This window comes from Lacticaseibacillus jixianensis, assembly GCF_003946485.1.
Taxonomy (GTDB): Bacteria; Bacillota; Bacilli; order Lactobacillales; family Lactobacillaceae; genus Lacticaseibacillus; species Lacticaseibacillus jixianensis.
In genome coordinates, this window is sequence record NZ_RHOJ01000018.1 from 1 (window position 1) to 19,302 (window position 19,302).

The 19,302-nt window shown below is 60.8% G+C and carries 16 protein-coding genes; 1 reads left to right on the plus strand and 15 read right to left on the minus strand.

Annotated features, from left to right (window positions below; translation table 11 throughout):
* The 3 genes from EKM85_RS07970 to EKM85_RS07980 form a co-directional block, all read right to left on the minus strand.
* Positions 1-4,688 (minus strand): KxYKxGKxW signal peptide domain-containing protein (locus EKM85_RS07970; RefSeq protein WP_191987297.1); only part of this gene is annotated, 4,688 nt, incomplete at its 3' end.
* Positions 4,689-5,056: 368 nt separating this feature from the next.
* Positions 5,057-5,992 (minus strand): hypothetical protein, encoded by a 936-nt coding sequence (locus EKM85_RS07975; RefSeq protein ID WP_125585749.1) that lies wholly within the window; start codon positions 5,990-5,992, stop codon positions 5,057-5,059.
* The gene (locus EKM85_RS07980) at positions 5,979-7,283 is read right to left on the minus strand and encodes a hypothetical protein (RefSeq protein WP_125585750.1); all 1,305 of its coding nucleotides are present in this window, start codon (positions 7,281-7,283) and stop codon (positions 5,979-5,981) included. Before EKM85_RS07980 ends, EKM85_RS07975 begins: the two co-directional genes overlap by 14 nt.
* A gap of 321 nt (positions 7,284-7,604) precedes the next feature.
* Here EKM85_RS07980 and EKM85_RS07985 point away from each other — a divergent pair, with 321 nt between their 5' ends.
* Positions 7,605-9,587: a coiled-coil domain-containing protein gene (locus EKM85_RS07985; protein ID WP_125585751.1), complete on the plus strand. Its 1,983-nt coding sequence runs from the start codon at positions 7,605-7,607 to the stop codon at positions 9,585-9,587.
* 764 nt (positions 9,588-10,351) lie between these two features.
* On the opposite strand, the gene EKM85_RS07990 is transcribed toward EKM85_RS07985, so the two are convergent.
* The 12 genes from EKM85_RS07990 to EKM85_RS08045 all read right to left on the minus strand — a co-directional run bounded on the left by EKM85_RS07990 (position 10,352) and on the right by EKM85_RS08045 (position 19,299).
* Entirely contained in the window at positions 10,352-11,710 is a 1,359-nt protein-coding gene (locus EKM85_RS07990) for an amino acid permease (RefSeq protein WP_125585752.1), read from the minus strand.
* Complete coding sequence (locus EKM85_RS07995) at positions 11,703-13,076, minus strand: amino acid permease (RefSeq protein WP_125585753.1); 1,374 nt, start codon at positions 13,074-13,076, stop codon at positions 11,703-11,705. The genes EKM85_RS07990 and EKM85_RS07995 overlap by 8 nt, the downstream gene beginning before the upstream one ends.
* 147 nt (positions 13,077-13,223) lie before the next feature.
* A complete protein-coding gene (locus tag EKM85_RS08000; RefSeq protein WP_125585754.1) occupies positions 13,224-13,682 on the minus strand; it encodes a hypothetical protein in 459 nt (152 codons plus the stop codon).
* 45 nt (positions 13,683-13,727) lie between these two features.
* The gene (locus EKM85_RS08005) at positions 13,728-14,918 is read right to left on the minus strand and encodes an acetate/propionate family kinase (protein ID WP_125585755.1); all 1,191 of its coding nucleotides are present in this window, start codon (positions 14,916-14,918) and stop codon (positions 13,728-13,730) included.
* A gap of 11 nt (positions 14,919-14,929) precedes the next feature.
* Entirely contained in the window at positions 14,930-15,937 is a 1,008-nt protein-coding gene (locus EKM85_RS08010; RefSeq protein WP_125585756.1) for a class I SAM-dependent methyltransferase, read from the minus strand.
* 67 nt (positions 15,938-16,004) lie between these two features.
* Positions 16,005-16,220, minus strand: a complete 216-nt coding sequence (locus tag EKM85_RS08015; RefSeq protein ID WP_125585757.1) for a hypothetical protein — start codon at positions 16,218-16,220, stop codon at positions 16,005-16,007.
* A complete protein-coding gene (locus EKM85_RS08020) occupies positions 16,201-16,662 on the minus strand; it encodes a hypothetical protein (protein ID WP_125585758.1) in 462 nt (153 codons plus the stop codon). Before EKM85_RS08020 ends, EKM85_RS08015 begins: the two co-directional genes overlap by 20 nt.
* On the minus strand, positions 16,619-16,915 hold the full coding sequence (locus EKM85_RS08025) for a hypothetical protein (RefSeq protein ID WP_125585759.1): 297 nt from the start codon (positions 16,913-16,915) through the stop codon (positions 16,619-16,621). The genes EKM85_RS08020 and EKM85_RS08025 overlap by 44 nt, the downstream gene beginning before the upstream one ends.
* Complete coding sequence (locus EKM85_RS08030; RefSeq protein WP_125585760.1) at positions 16,912-17,364, minus strand: type II secretion system protein; 453 nt, start codon at positions 17,362-17,364, stop codon at positions 16,912-16,914. The genes EKM85_RS08025 and EKM85_RS08030 overlap by 4 nt, the downstream gene beginning before the upstream one ends.
* Positions 17,361-17,672, minus strand: coding sequence for a type II secretion system protein (locus EKM85_RS08035; RefSeq protein WP_125585761.1), 312 nt, complete (start codon positions 17,670-17,672; stop codon positions 17,361-17,363). Before EKM85_RS08035 ends, EKM85_RS08030 begins: the two co-directional genes overlap by 4 nt.
* A complete protein-coding gene (locus tag EKM85_RS08040) occupies positions 17,669-18,640 on the minus strand; it encodes a type II secretion system F family protein (protein ID WP_125585762.1) in 972 nt (323 codons plus the stop codon). Before EKM85_RS08040 ends, EKM85_RS08035 begins: the two co-directional genes overlap by 4 nt.
* Entirely contained in the window at positions 18,637-19,299 is a 663-nt protein-coding gene (locus tag EKM85_RS08045) for an ATPase, T2SS/T4P/T4SS family (RefSeq protein WP_225418962.1), read from the minus strand. Before EKM85_RS08045 ends, EKM85_RS08040 begins: the two co-directional genes overlap by 4 nt.
* Positions 19,300-19,302: the final 3 nt, after the last annotated feature.

Below are 19,302 nucleotides of genomic sequence, written 5' to 3' on the forward strand. Positions count from 1 at the left end.
GAATCGTTCAGACCGTCGCCATCGGTATCTGGCTTCTTCGGATCGGTCCCCTTGGTCTTCTCATCACCATCATTGAGCCCGTCACCGTCGGTATCAGACTTCTTCGGATCTGTGCCATCGGACTTCTCGTCGCCGTCATTGACGCCATCACCGTCAGTATCTGGGTTCTTCGGATCTGTGCCATCAGACTTCTCCTCGCCGTCGTTGACGCCATCACCGTCAGTATCTGGGTTCTTCGGATCTGTGCCGTCGGACTTCTCCTGGGCATCCGGAACACCGTCGCTATCGGTATCGGTCGTCTTGTCAGAGATTGTCGGATCGGTTGGGTACGGATCGTCGGAATCGTTGACACCATCGCCATCGGTATCTGGGTTCTTTGGATCAGTGCCTTCAGACTTCTCCTCACCATCATTCAGCCCATCGCCATCGGTGTCGGACTTGTGAGGATCAGTGCCGTCGGACTTCTCCTGGTCATTGTTGACGCCATCGCTGTCGTCATCGTTGCCTGCTTCGCTAGCAGCATGCAATGGATCCGGATCATCGGAATCGTTCAGACCGTCGCCATCGGTATCTGGCTTCTTCGGATCGGTCCCCTTGGTCTTCTCATCACCATCATTGAGCCCGTCACCGTCGGTATCTGGGTTCTTCGGATCTGTACCGTCGGACTTTTCCTGAGCATCCGGAACACCGTCGCTATCGGTATCGGTCGTCTTATCGGAGATCGAAGGATCAGTTGGGTACGGATCGTCGGAATCGTTGACACCATCACCATCGGTATCTGGGTTCTTTGGATCAGTTCCTTCAGACTTCTCCTCACCATCATTCAGCCCGTCGCCATCGGTGTCGGACTTGTGAGGATCAGTGCCGTCGGACTTCTCCTGGTCATTGTTCACGCCATCGCTGTCGTCATCGTTACCTGCTTCGCTAGCAGCATGCAATGGATCCGGATCATCCGAATCGTTCAGACCGTCGCCATCGGTATCTGGCTTCTTCGGATCGGTCCCCTTGGTCTTCTCATCACCATCATTGAGCCCGTCACCGTCGGTATCTGGGTTCTTCGGATCTGTACCGTCGGACTTTTCCTGAGCATCCGGAACACCGTCGCTATCGGTATCGGTCGTCTTATCGGAGATCGAAGGATCAGTTGGGTACGGATCGTCGGAATCGTTGACACCATCACCATCGGTATCTGGGTTCTTTGGATCAGTTCCTTCAGACTTCTCCTCACCATCATTCAGCCCGTCGCCATCGGTGTCGGACTTGTGAGGATCAGTGCCGTCGGACTTCTCCTGGTCATTGTTCACGCCATCGCTGTCGTCATCGTTACCTGCTTCGCTAGCAGCATGCAATGGATCCGGATCATCCGAATCGTTCAGACCGTCGCCATCGGTATCTGGCTTCTTCGGATCGGTCCCCTTGGTCTTCTCATCACCATCATTGAGCCCGTCACCGTCGGTATCAGACTTCTTCGGATCAGTGCCATCGGACTTCTCGTCGCCGTCGTTGACGCCATCACCGTCAGTATCTGGGTTCTTAGGATCAGTGCCGTCGGACTTCTCGTCGCCGTCGTTGACACCATCACCATCGGTATCTGGGTTCTTTGGATCGGTACCGTCGGACTTCTCGTCGCCGTCATTGACGCCATCACCATCGGTATCTGGGTTCTTCGGATCAGTACCGTCGGACTTCTCCTGAGCATCAGGAACACCGTCGCTATCGGTATCGGTCGTGGTGTCATCGCCGCCTGGAGTCGTGGTGTCATCGCCGCCTGGAGTCGTCAATTTCACAGGCGTACCAGTCAGGGTCTTTCCGGTTTCGGAGTCCGTCAATGATGGAGTCAACGTAATCTCGTCACCAGGCGTAAACCCAGCGTCCTTTGGAATTGTAAAGTTCAGATTACCCTCATTGTCGGCTTTACCTTTGGCAGAATGACCAGCTTTATCAGTTACCGTGACATCGGTATCCGGAGTAACACCGGTGTCTGTAATCGTGTAACCACCGTCTTCGTTTTTGGCAACAGTTGGCTTATTCAGTTGCGGAGTCTCCTCAATTGCGACAGCCAATGCGCTAAATGCTTCATCAACGTCTTTTTGAGAAGAGGTCATTGGGGTCTTGTGATCTTTAGGATCGACGTTGTTCAAGCGATCCTTCGCCACCTGAAGTGCAGACCCAGCCTTAGTCGTCAGATCTGGACTGCCTTCAACCTTGGTTACCAAGTTGTCCAGAGCTGTCATATTGACAACCTGATATGCGAGCGTCGTAGAGGTTGTCTTGTCAGCATCAGATGCGGTCTGCTTAAACACATTCGCAGCAACACTAATTGTCACAGCCTTGAACTTACCATCAGTAGTAGCGTTCGAGACAGCGCCCGTTTCACCCTGTACCAAGCTGCTCTTAAGGTCTGGATCGGTGAAAGAGACCGGGACGACAACGTTTTGCTGAGCACCCCAACTGATGTTACCAACAGCGGTGATAGCGTCAGTAATAACCTTCTCAATCGGCTGAGTAATGGCGTCGGTGAGTCCATCAATGCCACCCTTGGCGACGCCTTCAGTACTCATTCCAAGTGTATTAGTCAGAATAGGAGTCAACGCGCTAATGGCTTGGTCACCCAAACCACTGACGAGTTTATCTCCCCCAAATTGATTAAATAAGCCACCAACAAGTGGAATGCTTTCGACCGCCTGACTTGCCACAGTTGAACCATCTGCTGCCGGGTTCAGGCCAAAGATTGCTAAGACATAATGTACAACATCGTTAACCCAACCCTGAACAAACGCCGTGACCATCTTACCAATAGCATCCGCCGCGTTTGCTTTGCTTGTAACCGTAATTGTCGTCCCGCCTGGGATAACGGTGCCATCAGCAGCAGTACTATCTGGTGTGGTCTTGACTGTAGCGTCTTCAAGAGTAGTCGTGGTGACCCCGTTGTCCATCAAATAATGTTCCATGGCAACATCACGGTTAACTGCGTTCTGAGCGGCATCGATACCAGCCTGGTAAGATGTCTTAAGATCACCGTCCAGCAATCCCAGGAGAGTGCCGATAGCGGTACCAGCCCCCTTACCAACCTGAGCTGCGATTTGACCAGGGATAGTGAATAGGTCACCGATTGGTTTAGTAATCGTTGCCGCCAATTGATCAATTGCAGCACCCGTATAAACGGTATTTACGACTGCTTTTCCAGAAATTGGCTTAACGTCAGGACCATCACCGACTGCGGGAACGGTTGAAGTGTTGTAGGCGTTATCGGTAATGACAAAGTACTCGCCCTGGTTCCGCTGATCAAGCGGATCTTTGAAAGCTCCCTGTTCCGTAATCCCATCTGCGTCGGTATCGGCAGAAGGCATGATGTTACCAACGTTCTTATTAACAACTGCGATCCCGACGTTAGAAGTGAGCACGGGTGTCCAGTCGGTGACCTTCACGTTCTCGAGTTCTTTTGGCAACGTGAAGACGGCCGAAGAAGCACTTTCACCGGAGCCATTCACAAATGAGCCAGCGAGCCCTGTGTTCTTTACCATCGAGTACAAGTCAACATAACGAGTGGTGGCCTGAAGTGCGTCGCTACTTGTATTGGCAGTGTCCGTGTGCTTATAGTCTGATGCCAATGCGCCTTGATCACTGTAAATATCACTTGTAGTGGTTTGCGCGCTGGCCAAAGACTTGTCATCTAACTTCTTCAACCCATCGATAGAAGTGATGCCGTTATCGAAGTTGTCATTATTTGCAGGATTCTGTTTGGTCTGACCTACAGGTTGCACATATCCAGAATCACGAAGGTCTGCTTCCTGCTGGTTCGCATTCTTAACCGACTGATTTGCCTGGTCAACAGAACCTAATGTTGGAGTAGCAGTGTTCTCGGCACCCTGGGTCGTATCGTTGAACAGCGCACCAGTCAGCAGGCCCGCATTATTCGACAAATTCTGAGTCTGTTCGCCCTTTTGACCGCTGTCGTCGATTGGTGCGCCGGTGTCTTTTGTCCCCTCCGTGCCGGCAGGATCAGAAGGCGTCGTGTCCGCAGGTGCAACGTCGGCTTTAGCCGCAGTAACTTCTTGCGGCGTGCCAGTCGCTTCATAGGCTGCACTAGCCGTCTTCTTGGCGGCAGCAACCTCCGCGTCAGTGGCATCACCCAAGTTGGTCTTCTGCACTGAGGCTGCCGGGGTGGCAACCGTTACCGGTGCGCTAAACTGACCAGCATTGGTTGCGGTCAGACTCAGCCTTGCGCCAGCTGGTGCGGCAACACTGTATGAGCCAGTTCCCGTTGCAGTTGTCGTCGCGATGGCCACACCGTTTTGCGTCACAGTGATAGTTGCGCCTGGTGTTGCCGTACCCGTCAAAGTATAGCCACTGCCATTTTCCGTCACAGACGGCTGGGAAATCGTTGGTGCGGCCGTGACTGCGCGTTGCGTTGTGGCTGCAGCAGGTGCTGCGGCTTCAGGCTGGGTGGCCGCTTCGCTTGGTGTTTCACTCGAAGTGTCAGCGGGCGCCTGAGCCCCGGAAGTGACTGGCTCAGTTGTCGTATCCGCCGAAACAGCGTGCAGCTGGCCAAACGACAAGGTCATGAAAAAGGTTGTCACCAAGCCGGCGAATACCCATCTTTTCCCATCCTTGTACATCTTAAACCGTTCTTTTCGATCCTCATTTAATCTTAGATTATGAGAATCTGAATTATTTTGTTGCTTCATTACATAACCCTCCTCCAAGAAAGTTAATCGACATGAGCACTTCTGACGCGAGTCGCCTGTCCGCGTTAACAGTAGGAAAAACATTGTTAACAGCATAAGGCTATCTTGTCATAAGAGATTGCGCTCGTCTGTAATTATAGCAAACCCCATCCGGTTGTAAACCACATTCATAATAATTATTAATTTAGAGTTGAAAAGATTTTCGCCCTTGGTAAGCATTTAATCCGTGCATACTCACCATTCGTAAAAATGGGTTTGAAAAATTGAAATCACCGAATATTCTGTTAATCACCCAATTATTTCCGCGGTTATCCTTAAAAGCCTTGCTATGACTGACTTTGAGAGATGATTGATGAAGAAAAAAATAGTTACATTTTCGTTCCGAGAAGCATTTTTCCTGCAACCGCTTCCGCAATTTCTGCAAGCGCTGACCGGTGCTTTTTATTTGGTGGTAGCGGCCGTGACGAGGTGACCGTGACTAAATCAGTACCGGTGATGATTGGTGGCGGGAGCAGCCGGCGACGCAGGGGCGTGCGCGCTTCTCTGGTGCGGCGACGGGCGACCGCCTGAGGATGACCCGATTTCGCTGAATCTGCCGCCGCGCCCGCCCTTTTCTGCGGCTGCGGGGATGCGGTGTGAGGGGTGTTGGGCGCCCGGCGCGCCGCGCTCACCCGGTCATGCGCTTGAGTCGACGCTGGCGCGGCCGGCCGCCCAGCGTTCGCTTCAGCTTGCGTTGGCGAAACGGATGACTGCGCGGACGCATTCGCGGCGGCTTGGCCTGCGGTACGCGCGCCACTCGCTTCAACGATAGCCCCGCCTACCCGGTCTTGAACGTGGCGCTGTGCCGCTTGCTGGCCCGCTGGGCTGACGGTATAACCCTGACGCGCGTACTGCGTGATCAACCACTGCTTACGCGCGGCGACGGCAAACGGCTTGCCGGTGATGATCAGGTTCACCGCGGCATGGCCGCGCACTAGGTGAAGCTGCTGCTGAACCAGGGGCAGCCGGACAAACCGGACGCGCCGGTCGGTTTGCTGACCGGCAGCGTCCACCACCCGATATAAGACCCAGTACGTGCCCGGCCGATCCTGATCAAGGCCGCCATAGTCCATGACCCCAATTTGCGAAGTTAAATTCTGGCCCTGCTCACTGCGGGCCCAGGCCCCCTGAAGCAAGTCAACGGGGTCGCCAACGTACACGGTCTGCCCGGGAACGGACAACTTCGGGCCGGCGGCAAGCACCACCCCCGGCGCGCTCAGGGCCACCCCCAGCACGACTGCGGCGGCGAGCTTACTTTTCCTCATTGCCTGCACCTCCCCAAAGAACCACTAAGGCCTGCGCCAAATTCGCCCAGTCAGCCGGCTGCGGCGGTAAATGCCACACTAGCTCCCGCTGGCCCTGGGCAAGCACGCCTGGGCGGTCGCGGATAAGCACCTGGGTTTTGGCAGTCGGCATCAGCGTGCAGACCACCGGCAGCCGGCTGAAGTGTTCGACCTGCTCGGCCAACACCGACGCTAATCCATACGGTGTGGTCAGGTCGAACGCGACCGTCAGCGGGGCGTGCAACTGATCAAGTGGGATCAATGGCATCAGTGCGGCGAACGTGGCCGCTTGCCAGTGGGCACACGCCAGCGGCTGGGCGAGCGCCTGCCAGCGCTGCGGGTCGACCCCGCGCACCACGGCCTGCCACAGCGCGGGCGCCTGCTCCTTGGCCATCGCCGGCACGGCCGGATCGGTCATGCTCCCCATCAGCCACTCAAAGCGATGAAGCCGCCGGTTTGACCGGCCAAAGGCCCGCAGCAGCGCCGCGGATTTCACCGCCGCTGGCAGTTCGGCATAGACCGCCTCCCCTAGTCGCCGCGCCGGCTGATCCAGCCGTTCCAGGACCGTGCTGGCAAAAAGCAGCGTCCCCTCAGGCAGCTGCTCGCCAAGTACTAATGCTAGCAGCACAATGGCAGCCGTCTCGCGTTGGGCCTGGTGGCCGCCCCAAGCTGACCACTGCTGCCCCAAGTCAGCCAAAAACCGGCTGGAGCCATGCGGCGGCGTGGATGCGCTGAGGTCAACGGCTAGCGGATGGCCTTGGCGCGACCGCAATAACGTCGCCCCAGCGTACGCGGTCAGCAGCTGCAACTGCGCCGGGGCAAGCGTCAAGGCGAAGTGCGCGACGATTCCTGCCACCAGTGGTTGAACGGTACTGTGACCAAAATCCAGCTCGGCACCGCCAGCCAAGGCCACCTGAGTCAAGAAACCGCGCACCGCACACTCACTTTGGCCGCTGAGCTGATGCCGATCCAACCATAGTCCGGCCGGCAGTCCAATCGCAGCCGGCAGCGACTGGCCCACGCGAATGGCCTGCACTGCCGGGGCACGCAGAAGCCCCTGGCGCAAGTACTGCGCCCGCAGCAGGGCAGTTTGCTCCATCGCCGCAAACTGCGCCTTCAGCTCCGCGGCAGCCCCTTGCAGCAGTCCACTTGCCTGCGCCAGCTCTGCTGCGCTCAGCTGCGGCTGCGCGGCTAGCAGATCAAACGCTACGAGCCACTGGCGGTCCGGTAGTGCTAATAACCCTTCCCCATGCAGCAGCATTGGTACATCCATGATGACTCCCCCTCACTGCGTCGCCGCCCCGATGAATTTTGTAGCGAATTTTTAAAATTTGGTCATCCACCATTCAGAATTTACGGTATAGTTAATTATAATCAGATTTAGTATTGATTATCACGCATGTTTCTGATATTTATTAAGCGTTATAAACCAACTTTGTGATGTGCGTCACCGGCTGGGCTTGTCAACGATGGGTTAGTTGATAAGCACCAGCATGTTTTTGGCGGCGAACATACAAGGGCGAGATGTATTGGCTAATTGCAACATTTCGGGTCTGCCGCACAGCAGCCCTGGAAAACTTTGGAGGCAGGTAGAATGATGAAATTCTTTAAATCACACAAAACGCCGGCAGCTTTTGCCGAACCGGAAGAGGAATCGGATTTGAAGCAGCCGGCAAGTGCCAGCAGCGCAGCAACTGCGCCAGCTGACTCGGCGGCGGCAACCACGGCGACTGAAGCGACAGCGGCTAAGTCAACTGCGGCCGAGTCTGCGGCCGCAGCGGTCACCGATACCCCGCTTGCGGAATCCGCAGCCACAAACGCGGACGCCACCCCCAGCGATGACGTCGTGGTGCTGAAGGGCGAAAAGGCGGCCGATCCCGAGCAGGCGCAGATCACCGCCGCCGAGAACACCCTCACCCGGTTGACGAAGGAGTACAACAAGGCGCGCACCCGGCTGCAAACCAACCTGTTCGCGAAGCAAAGCAAGCTGAACAGCGAGCTCGCCGCGGAACAGAAGGCACTGGCGGCCCTCGACGACGCCAAGCCGGGCAAGGAAAAGGCGCTCAAGCAGCTCCAGGCAAGCGATGACAGTGCGTTCACCGATAAAATGACGGCGCTAAACGGTAAGGCGGCCAAGCTGGCGGCCAGCATCAAGGAGCAGCAAGCGGCCCTGAGCCAGGTGGAAGACGGCATCGCCGAAACCAAGCAGGCCGTCGCTGAGCTCAAGCAGCAAAGCACGCGCCTGGACGACAACGAGCAGGCCATTTCCGAGAAGCTCCACGCCGAAACCGACCCGATGAAGCTGGTCGACCTGGCCGATGCTAACCGGCAGAAGCTGTCGGAGATCCAGCTGCAGCGCGAGAAGATCGCCAAGCAGACTGCGGACCACGAGGCGAAGTTGACCGACTTGAAGCAGGCGCAAAAGACCCAGACAACGGCGCTGGAGGACCTGGAAAGCCAGCAGGGCGCGATCAAAGACGAAATCGCCAGCCTAAAGCACAACGCCGAGCTCGCCAAAACCGACCAGACCAAGCAGATCAAGGCCCTGGAGGCCGCACTCAAGGCGAACGCGGAGGACCGCGCCAAGGCGCAGACCCGCATTGCCGCGCTGGAGGACCAGCTGGAAATGCTGGGTGCGCAGATCCAGCAGTGGCTGGGCACCGCGCACCAAGTCGCCGCCCTTTCCACCAAGGCCGGCAAGTTCGTGATCGCGCTGGACTCCTTCCTGCCGGCGCACGCCGACACCGTGGTCGCGGTGACCAAGCGGCTGCTGGCGGCCGGGGTGCCGAGTGTGGGCGTTTATTCCAGCTTTTTCGACATTAACTTAGCCGGCGAGATGGAAGCCTGGGCCTACCAGAACGGGATCGAGCAAGACCGCATCGAGATCGTCAACGCGCTGTACGCCCTGCAGAGCAACACCGATAAGCCGGGCAAGCCGGTCACCCTGCCGAAGGACATCAAGGCCAGCTCGTTTGACCAGGAGACCTGGGTGCAAACCGTCGAACTGGCTGATGGCAGCTGGACGCTTGAGGTGAAGTACCAGCCGGCCGACGAGGACACCATCCAGGAGATCGGCTACGTGCAAAACGGCACCCTGACCAAGCGCAGCTTCTTCAACCAGGACGGCATTTTGTCCGCGAACGCCAACTTCGTCAACGGGATGATCCAAAGCGAGGAGTACTTCCGCCAGGACGGCATCATGGTCCTGCGCGTCACCTACGATCAGGGCAAACAGCTGGCCATTGAAATGTTTGACGAGGCCGGCCTGCTGCAGCGGACCTTCCCTGACACCGAAGCGCTCAGCAACTGGTGGCTGAAGACGAACTTCCCCGACGACGCCCGGCTGATCGGCAGCCTGGGCGACGACCACTTCAGCGCGATGGTCCAAGCCACCGGCATCCAGGCGCTGCCGTACGTCGCCGCCGAGCACACCGCGTTTGCGCCGCTTACTGGCACCGCGTTTATCGCCCAGTCGCAGGCCAACGTGCGGGCCCTCAGCGCCGCCGCGGGCAAGGACATCCAGGTCCTGCTGCTGGACCGCCAGAACCTCCCGCTCAGCCTGGCCACGCCAGAATAATCCACATCATTTAGTTTCAAACTCCCCCGCCTCACCGGCTGCTGCCGGTGAGGTTTTTTGTATAAGGTGTGCAGAGTTCGCGCACTTAGGGGGACAGCTAGCCTAGCCACCAGCATTGCCGCCGTACTTTGGCGGCGAGGCTGGTGGCGTAGCTGGATGCTCCCCCGTTGCGAACTCGGAACCCGATTGCGTAAGGTGTGCAGAGTTCGCGCACTTAGCCCGACAGCTAGCCTAGCTCTAGTCATTGTCGGCGCTTTTTGCCGACGATGGCTTGAGCGTAGCTGCTGCCGCATGTCAGCTTGTACGCGCTGTGCGCTACAAGCTGATCAAGCTGCTCGGGCGTTGCGAACTCGAAACCCAATTGCGTAAGGTGTGCAGAGTTCGCTCACTTAGTGGGATGGCTAGCCTAGCTCGCGGCATTGCCGCCGAACTTTGGCGGCGAGGCAGTGGGCGTAGCTGCTGCCGCATGTCAGCTTGTACGCGCTGTGCGCTACAAGCTGATCAAGCTGCTCGGGCGTTGCGAACTCGAAACCCAATTGCGTAAGGTGTGCAGAGTTCGCTCACTTAGTGGGATGGCTAGCCTAGCTCGCGGCATTGCCGCCGAACTTTGGCGGCGAGGCAGTGGGCGTAGCTGCTGCCGCATGTCAGCTTGTACGCGCTGTGCGCTACAAGCTGATCAAGCTGCTCGGGCGTTGCGAACTCGAAACCCAATTACACTAAAAGCGCGCCGCCCGAGGTGTGGGCAGCGCGCGCTAATCAAGAACCTATTTTCCGCTTGGATGCGGCCCCTGCCGCCTGGCCGCAATGGTCAGCGCGGCCAGCAGCAGCAGCGCCGCCGAAGTGGCGATCGCCGTGTCGCGGCTGAAGAACATGACGACGAACACGAACGCCAAAAACGCGAGCACGTACCAGTCGCCAAGTGGGAACAGCGGCGCGGCGAACAAGCCCGGTGCCGGGTGGCGGCGCTTGTACCGCAGGTGGGCAACGATGATCATCGTCCAGACGAACAGGAAGCACACAGTCGCGACGCTGGACACCAGCGTGAACACAGAGGCCGGCAGCACCACGTTCAGGGCGATGGCAACGGCGATCACGATGCTGCTGAGCGTCAGTCCGCGCACCGGCACCTGCCGGCGGGACAGCTTGGCCAGCTTCGCCAAACGCGGCTGCTGCAGGCTGAGCTCAAACAGCAGGCGCCCGGCGCTGTAGATGCAGGCCATGCAGGCCGAGGCCGCCGCGGTCAGCACGACAAAGTTGACGATGCTGGCGGCGCCGGGAATGTTCAGGCTGGCGAACACCTGCACGAACGGCGAGCCGCTGGCCGACACCTTGTTCCAGGGAAAAATGCTCATGAGCACGACCAGCGCGCCGACGTACAGCGCGATGACCATCACCGGCAGCGAGTTCAAGACGCGCGGCAGGGTGCGCTGAGGGTCGTGGGCCTCGGCCGCGGTGAGCCCGACCTGCTCGATGCTAGTGAACGAGAACGCCACCATTTGAAACGCCAGCATGAAGCCCCACCAGCCTTTGGGGAGCAGCCCGCCGTGGGCCGTCAGGTTGGCCAGGCTCGCCGCGCCGGCACTGGTCGCGCTGTGGCCGAAGATCATCCCCGCGCCGATCACGATCAGCGCCGCAATGGCGACCACCTTGATCATCGAAAACCAGAACTCCAGCTCGCCAAACGACGCGACCGACGTCAGGTTCACGGCCAACAGCAGCACCAGCGCCACCAGCGCCGGCAGCCACTGCGGCAGGCTCGGCCACCAGAAGCGGATGTACACCCCGATCGCCGTCACCTGCGCCATGGCGATGGCCACCCAGCAGAACCAGTACGTCCAGCCGGTGACAAACGCCGCGCGCGGGCCGAGGTGGTGGCGGATCAGATCCAGAAACGAGCGGTCGCCGTCGTCGGCCAGCAGCAGTTCACCCAGCGCCCGCAGCAGGAAGAAGCACATCACCCCGGCCAGCAGGTACGCAAAAATCAACGCCGGGCCGGCGACGTGGATCGATTGCCCGGCGCCGAGAAACAGGCCGGTGCCGATGGTGCCGCCGATCGCCAGCAGCTGAATATGCCTTGCCGACAGGTTCCTGGCAAGTTCATCTTGGGGGGTGGGGTCAGTCATGCAAACTTCCTTCCTGAAGGCGGCGATCGTGCCACCAGCGGCCGAGGCTGAGCGCGATCAGCCACGCGGCAGCCAGCAGCGCCGGGATCGCCGTCGTTTTTGCCATAAGCATGATGATAGCAACCCCAGCGAAGAACAGCAAGACCAAATAATCACCCACCGGGTAAAACGGGGCCACGTAGCCCGTCGCGTGGGGGTGCAACCGGCGGTATTTCAGGTGGGCCAACATGATCATCCCCCACACAAACAGAAAACTCGTGGTCGCCACACTGGAGATCAGGGTGAACACCGCGCTGGGCAGCACCATGTTCAGCAGCACCGCAATGGCGATAAGCAGCGTCGACCCCAGGATCGCGTTGGCCGGGACCTGGCGCCGCGACAGCCGGCCGAACGGCTTGAGCAGCGGGTTAGGCGTGTCGATCGTGAGTGAGAACAGCATCCGCCCGGTGGTGAACAGACTGGAATTGCAGGCCGACGCCGCCGCGGTGAGGACGACGAAGTTGATGATGTCCGCCGCGGCCCGAATGCCGACGTTGCTGAAGACTTGCACGAACGGGCTGGAATTCGGCGACACGGCCGACCACGGGTAGATGCACATGATGACGGCCAAGGCGCCCAGGTAGAACAGGATCACCCGCAGCGGCAGCTCGTTGATGGCCTCGGGGATCACCTTTTTCGGATCAGCGGTTTCCCCCGCCGTCATGCCGACCATTTCGATGCCGGCGAAGCTGAACGTCACCATCTGAAACGACGCCAGAAACCCGCGCAGCCCCTTGGGGAAAAAACCGCCGTTCGCCGTCAGGTTGGCCAGGCTGGCGTGGCCGCTGGCCGTCGGGTAGTGCGTCGCGATCATCCAAATGCCGATCAGGATCAGCCCGATGATCGCGCCGACCTTGATCAGCGCGAACCAGAACTCGGTCTCGCCGAACAAGCCGACCGAGATCAGGTTCAGCAGCAGCAGGATCACCAGTGCCACCAGCCCCGGCAGCCACTGCGGCAGGTTCGGCAGCCAGAAGCGAATGTACATCCCGATCGCCGTGACCTCGGCCATCGCGATGGCCAGCCAGCACAGCCAGTAGGTCCAGCCCACCACAAAGCCGGCCCGCGCGCCCAGGTAGCGCTTGATGAAATCGACAAAGGAGTGCTGGGTCAGGTCCGACATCAACAGCTCCCCCATCGCCCGCATCATTAAGAAGCACACCAGCCCGGCGATCAGGTACGCCACCAGGATGGACGGGCCGGCGACGTGAATGGACTGGCCCGCGCCCAGAAACAGGCCCGTGCCGATGGTGCCGCCGATGGCGATGAGTTGCACGTGGCGCCCCTTGAGGCTGCGCGCGAGTTTTGGTTGTGGTTCGACTGCCATGAATTTTCCTCCAAGCTAATGGTTCCATTGTAACGGCGCAGCGGCGCGGGTTCAAAGGGCCAAACGCCGCGGCCAGCCAAAAACCGCGCCCTCAATGCCATGAGGACGCGGTTTGAATCACCTAAGTAAAGTTTGCATGAAATCATTTCATCGGTCGATGATGACCCGTGCCGGAGCGGTTTGCTTCACCAAAAAGGCCTTGAGGGTGGCCGGCGCCGCCTTGAAGCGCAGCCGCGCCACCGTCACGCTGCCGACCATCGCGGCAAGCTCGGTCAGCCCGTCCGGCAGGGTGGTCAAATGCAGCGCCGTGAGCGTGTTCAGCCCGCGCGGCGCCCCGATGCGGGCGATCAGCTGCTGGCGCGTGAGGCCGTTGCGCCAGAACCCAAACAGCCCGAGCATCCCCGTGATGAAAAAGCCGCTGACGGCGTCGTCCAGGCTGCGGCTGGTGATGACGGTGAACACGCCGATCATCGCGGCCGCCGCCCAGTAGAACCACTGCCAGAAGCGGTGCGGCCGCGCGGTGAACACCAGCCGGACCCGCACGGTGATCAGAATGGCCAACGCCACCGCGAAGACGGCCAGGTAGAGATAACTAAATAGTGACATACGCGCCCCTTCTGCCAAAAAGCGGCCCCAGCGGCCGCTTTTGCGTTACTTGCCGAGCCGCACCACGTCGCGGGCGATCATCAGCTCTTCGTTCGTCGGCACCAGCAGCACCTTGACCTTGGAATCGTCGCTGGAGATCAGGCGCTCCTTGGCCATCACGTTGTTGCGCTCGTCGTCGATCTTGGCGCCAAAGACGCTCAGGCCGTCGATGATCCGCTTGCGCATCACGATGTCGCCTTCGCCCATGCCGGCCGTGAAGACCAGCGCGTCCACGCCGCCCATCTCGGCCACGTAGCCGGCCACGTACTTGATGATACGGTTGACGAAGATGTCGATCGCCAGCTGCGACTGCGGCCGCGTGCCGCGGGTCTTTTCCAGCTCGCGCATGTCAGGGGACAGCCCGGACAACGCGTAGATTCCGGACTCCTTGTTCAGGATGTCGATCATCTTTTCCGGGTCAGTGATGTGCAGTTTTTGCATCAGGAAGGCCACCAGCGAGGCGTCGATGTCCCCGCTGCGGGTGCTCATCGTCACCCCGGCCAGCGGTGTGAAGCCCATCGAGGTGTCAAAGGACTTGCCGTCTTTCTCCGCCGTGATCGACACGCCTGAGCCCAGGTGCATGGTGACCATGCGCAGGTCTTCCAGCGGCTTGCCCAAGAGTTCGGCCGCGCGGTGGGAGACGTAGCGGTGGCTGGTGCCGTGCGCGCCGTACTTGCGGGCGCCGAACTTCTCGTAGTACTCCGGCTTGATGGAGTACAGGTAGTTCATCTTCGGCATCGAGGTGTGGAACGACGTGTCGAACACGCCGACTTCCGGCACCCCAGGCAGCAGCTTCATGAACGCCTTGATCCCTGCCGCCTCTGCCGGATTGTGCAGCGGTGCGTACTCGGCCAGCGCCTCAACTTCTTTCAGGGAGTCGGCATCCAGCTTCTCGGATTCCTTGAAGCGCTCGCCGCCGGCCACGATGCGGTGGCCGACGCCCTGGATCTCCTGGTAGTCGCTGATGATCTTCAGGTCCAGCAGCGCCTTCAGCAGCATGTCCACCGCCAGCTCGGCGGTTGGGATGTCCTGGTTGACGACGTACTTCTGCCCGTCCCCATACTTGACCTTGAACTCGGAGTTCGGCAGGCCCATGCGGTCCACCATTCCTTCGGCGATGACTTGCTCCGCCGGCATGTTGAACAGCTTCCACTTCAAAGTTGAGCTACCGGCATTGATGGCTAGAATTTTTGGCATTGATCTCTCTCCTACGCTAAATTTTGAGCGGCCCAGGTGCGCACTGAGTCGATGAATTCACTAAAGGCTTTGCGGTCAGACAATTCCGGGAAGGACCCCAGCAGCACCTGCTTGGCCTGCTTGGTGTGGGCCCCCGGTTTTTGCAAAATGAGCAGCGACTTTTGCGCCGCGGGATTGGCGAACAGCGACTGCGGCAGGTTCAGCAGGCCCTGGAAATGGGCGCTGCTGGTCAGCCACGCGGTCAGGCCGGCCGCCTCCTCCGACTGAAACACGGTGCTGGGCACGAAAAATAGCCCGAGGCCGCCGTCCTTCAGCGCCCGCAGGCTCTGCTCGATCATGAGGTGGTGCGCGTACGAATGACCGCTTTTAGCCGCCGTGGCAAACTGCTTGGCCCGCTCATCCAGCGGGTAGTAGCCCACCGGCAGATCGGACACCACCAGATCAACGTCAGTGGCAGCCAGTGGCCCCAAGGCGTCCTGGTGGTACAGGGCCACGTCCAGCTGCTGCAGCTGACTGCTCATGCCGGCAAAGGCCAAGAGCGTCTCGTCGTTATCGACGCCCACGCCTGTGACCGGCACGGCCAAGGCCGCCTTCAGCTGGTTCATCACGGCAAACAGCAGGTTCCCGGTGCCGGCCGCCGGATCAAACACCGTCAGGGCCGCCGGCTGCGGCAGGAACGTGGTGGCCACGAAGGTCGCCAGCTCCGCCATGGCGTCTGGCGTCACCTGCTTGTTTGGCTCAATGGCATCCAGGCGGATCGCCTTGACCAAGATCAGCTGCAGCGCCTGGCGCACCTCTTCCGCGGAGAAGTCGGTAATCTTCACCGGCTTAAACAGCGCGGTGAGCTTAGCCACGGTCTCCTGGTTCGGCACTCCGTCTTGGACGTTGATCGTGCCGGCCGTCAGGTCCTCGCCGGCCTCAGTGGCCGCCTCCAAATAGCTGGTCTTGACCTGCTGATGCAGCAAGTCGGCCGCCTGCATTAACGTTTGGTACAGTGATTCCATGTGCTCGTTGGCCACGCCGCAACCCCCTTTTAATCGTACAGAACCATTTTACCGGTGCCTCAGGGGTTATTCAAGCGGATTATCATTCGGGCTTCGCCTCATCCGCGCCCGCCGGCTGCGGTTGGTGGCGGTTCCACCAGGCGTAGGCAACTTTGAACTGCTGCTCCTCGTAGCGCAGCCGGCGCTGGTAGTCCACGCGCCAGGCGGCAAACTGCTGCAAGGCGGCGCTGCTGATCAGCGTCACCAGCGCCAGCAGCACAATGGCGGACAGCAGCGCACTACCGCTTCGTTTTGTCATTAAACACCCCCGTCAGCCGTGGCCCGGTCATCAGCTTCAGCTCGTATTTCACCCGGCCCGGCGTGATCTCGGTAAACTTGATGCTGCTGACGTTGTAGATCAGCGGCGCCATCCCGGGATTGCGGTCGGACTTGCCCGACGACCCCTGCAGGTAGGTGCCGGACGCCGAGGTGCGGACTTCCAAAAGCGATCCCTTGCCGGTCGCCGCCGAGCTGTACGTCACCTGGCTTTCGCCGACGTGCTCGACCGTCGCGTTCGTGCTCATGTACCACGAAAGCTCGCTTTCCACCTGCAGCAAGGTCATGTCCTCATTCAGGCTGGGCAGCCGGCGCAGCCCGCGGAGCACCGGCCGCCAGACCAGCACGAGCCCGGCAAGCAGCGCCAAGGCCACCAGCACCTCAGCTAGGGTCATCGCTGAACGCAAACCAGATTGGTTTTTCACCTGCCACCTCCACTAAGGTGCCATCTTCCCTGATGGTCACCTGATACGCCGTCTCCGCCAGCCAAATGGTGATCTTGCCGACTCCGGGATGGGCGGCCAGCGCCGTGCGGGCGGCGTAGCGCGAAGCCACCGCGGCCTGAAGCGGCGCGACCTGCACCTGGTACTGCTGGGCCAGCAGCGTCACCCACAGCACGATCAGCCCGGTCACGATCAACGCGCCGAGGTGCTCGGCCAGCGCACTGGCCGCTCTCATTGATTGGTTCGTCTCATCACCCCCCACTGCAGCAGGACCGCAAAGCGCACCAGTTTACCATTGGCCCGCCTGAACACGACCTGGCCGACCGTCACCGCCGGCTTGCTGGTGAACGTGAAGGCGAGCCGGGTGGTGTCCCAGTCGCCGCTGCCCTGCTTGGCCAGCGTGAGCGTCGCCGGAATGGGCAGGCGGTACTGGTTAGCCGTCGTGCCGTTTTCGGGGCGGTCGGCAAACGTCACCACCCCCTCCTCGATGGTCATGGTGCCGATATACCCGGTCAGCCGCACGCGCTGGCGCAGGCGCTCCCAGTCCCGCTTGAACTGGGTCAAAAACTGCGTCTCGGCCTCCCGCGCCAGTACCCGCTGCCCGATGATCACCGTCGCCCCACTCATCGCGGCAAACACCGCCAAGGCGGCGGTCACTTCGATCAGCGTGAACGCCCGCCTCATTTCAGATGGTAAGCAGGCGGCGAGGCGGTGTACGTCGCAACGGCCGCCAGCTGCGTCTGCTGGTTAGCGGAAATGATCCCCGCGCGCACTAACTCCGCGGGAGAGGCAAACTCGGCCACCACGCGGTCGGGCTGCTCGTAGGCAATGGTGATCTGGGCGTTGGTGGTTTCGATCAGCGCCTGACTCTGGCGGCGCTGGGCTTGTTGGACCTGGCCCTGGATGGTGACCACCAAAGTCAGCGTCAACACGATGATCAACGCCAGCGCGGCCAGCACCTCGATCAAGGTGAACGCCTTGCGTTTTTTCATGGCAAACCTCCTATGTTGTCGTAAAGCGGCAGCAGCAATTCGCGGTACATCAGCACGATCTGCACCCCGATCAGGATGAACATCACCGGCTGCACCACGGCCAGCCAGCGCTCGACGCGGTCCTCAAACTGCTTGAGCAGCTGGCGGGCAAACAGGGCCATCCCCGCCTGCACCAGGGGCCCAGGCTGGCCAAGCAGCAGCAGCGCCCGCGCCGGCGGAAAGATCAGCGGCTGGGCCAGCGCGGCGCCCAGCTCGCCGCCGGCCGCCAGCTGCTGCTGGATGCTTCGGCCCACCCCGGCCAGCGGACTGGCGTCAAGCGTGGCGAGGGTGGCAACGTAGCTGGCCAGCGGCAGCCCCGCCGCCAAGGACTGCGCCAGCCCGCTGACGAACTGGTACTGGTAGTAATTCGTGGCCAGCTGCCGCACTCCCGGCAGCTTCAGCAGCAAGTGCGCCCGACGCGCCCCGCCAAGGCGCCGCAGCCACTGCCACAGGGCCAGGCCCAGCCCGGCCAACACCGCGGCTCCGAAGAGCTCGCGCTGGACGAACCGGGACCGCGCGCCGCCCAGCATCGGCAGCACCCCCAGCATGAGCACGGTTTGGATCACCGCGAGCAGCGCGAGCAACAGCAGCGGGTACATCATCAGCTGGCGCAGCTTCTTGCGGCTCTCCGTTTGCACCCGCACCAACGCGGCGGCGTCCTGCAGCGCCAGGGCCAGCTGACCGTGGCGCTCCGCCAACGTCAAGGCGGCGACGATCTGCGGATGAAAATGGACCGCGGCCAGCCCCGCCGCCAGCCCGCTGCCCCCGCTCAGCCGCTGGTCGACCGCCTGCCAAACGGCCGCCTGGGCGGCAAAGTTCAACGTCACCACCTGCAGGCTGGCCCGCAGGGAAAAGCCGGCGCTCAGCAGCTGGCTGAGCTGTTCACACACCGCCAGCTGCACCGCAAGCGGCAGGCGTTTGGTCTTCATGACCCCACCTCCTCGTACGCCAGCACCGTCACTTCCGGGTGCACGCGCGGCGTGCTCACCAGCCGCACCGCGGCCCCCAGCTTCAGCGCCGCCTGCACCAGCGGCGGCGCCACGCCCAGTGCGGTCAGCCGCAGCGGCACCTGGGCGGGCGTTTGTGCGTGCACCGTCGTCAGCACCAGGTGGCCGGAGATCGCCGCTTCACAGGCCGCCTGCGCCGTCTCAAAGTCGCGGATCTCCCCGATCACCAGCACGTCCGGCCGTTTGCGCAGCGCCGCCTTCAGCAGGCTGGCGTAGGTCATCCCCGCCTCGGGATTCACCTGCAGCTGCAAAAACGCGGGCGCCGCGATCTCCACCGGGTCCTCGATGGTCATCACCATCCGGTCGGCCCCCAGCACGGTGGCGACCTGGTACAGCAGCGTGGTCTTGCCGCTGCCGGTCGGCCCGCACAGCGCCAGCATCCGCCGGGTGGCAAGTCCGGCGACCAGCTGGGCCACGATGGGCCCCGTCCACTCGTCCAGCGGCGGCACCCCGTAGATCAGGCGGGCCACCAGTGCCTCCTGGCTGCGGTAGTCCCCGACCGTGCTCAGCCGCAGGGTCAGCCCCAGCTCCGCCACGGTCAGCGCGCCCAGCTGCGGCCGGCGGGTCTCCGCCACGTTCATCCC

Coding starts and splice junctions, on each gene's coding strand:
- EKM85_RS07975 (WP_125585749.1), bottom strand. CDS start 5,992: ATGAGGAAAAGTAAGCTCGCCGCCGCAGTCGTGCTGGGGGTGGCCCTG.
- EKM85_RS07980 (WP_125585750.1), bottom strand. CDS start 7,283: ATGGATGTACCAATGCTGCTGCATGGGGAAGGGTTATTAGCACTACCG.
- EKM85_RS07985 (WP_125585751.1), top strand. CDS start 7,605: ATGATGAAATTCTTTAAATCACACAAAACGCCGGCAGCTTTTGCCGAA.
- EKM85_RS07990 (WP_125585752.1), bottom strand. CDS start 11,710: ATGACTGACCCCACCCCCCAAGATGAACTTGCCAGGAACCTGTCGGCA.
- EKM85_RS07995 (WP_125585753.1), bottom strand. CDS start 13,076: ATGGCAGTCGAACCACAACCAAAACTCGCGCGCAGCCTCAAGGGGCGC.
- EKM85_RS08000 (WP_125585754.1), bottom strand. CDS start 13,682: ATGTCACTATTTAGTTATCTCTACCTGGCCGTCTTCGCGGTGGCGTTG.
- EKM85_RS08005 (WP_125585755.1), bottom strand. CDS start 14,918: ATGCCAAAAATTCTAGCCATCAATGCCGGTAGCTCAACTTTGAAGTGG.
- EKM85_RS08015 (WP_125585757.1), bottom strand. CDS start 16,220: ATGACAAAACGAAGCGGTAGTGCGCTGCTGTCCGCCATTGTGCTGCTG.
- EKM85_RS08025 (WP_125585759.1), bottom strand. CDS start 16,915: ATGAGAGCGGCCAGTGCGCTGGCCGAGCACCTCGGCGCGTTGATCGTG.
- EKM85_RS08030 (WP_125585760.1), bottom strand. CDS start 17,364: ATGAGGCGGGCGTTCACGCTGATCGAAGTGACCGCCGCCTTGGCGGTG.
- EKM85_RS08035 (WP_125585761.1), bottom strand. CDS start 17,672: ATGAAAAAACGCAAGGCGTTCACCTTGATCGAGGTGCTGGCCGCGCTG.
- EKM85_RS08040 (WP_125585762.1), bottom strand. CDS start 18,640: ATGAAGACCAAACGCCTGCCGCTTGCGGTGCAGCTGGCGGTGTGTGAA.
- EKM85_RS08045 (WP_225418962.1), bottom strand. CDS start 19,299: ATGAACGTGGCGGAGACCCGCCGGCCGCAGCTGGGCGCGCTGACCGTG.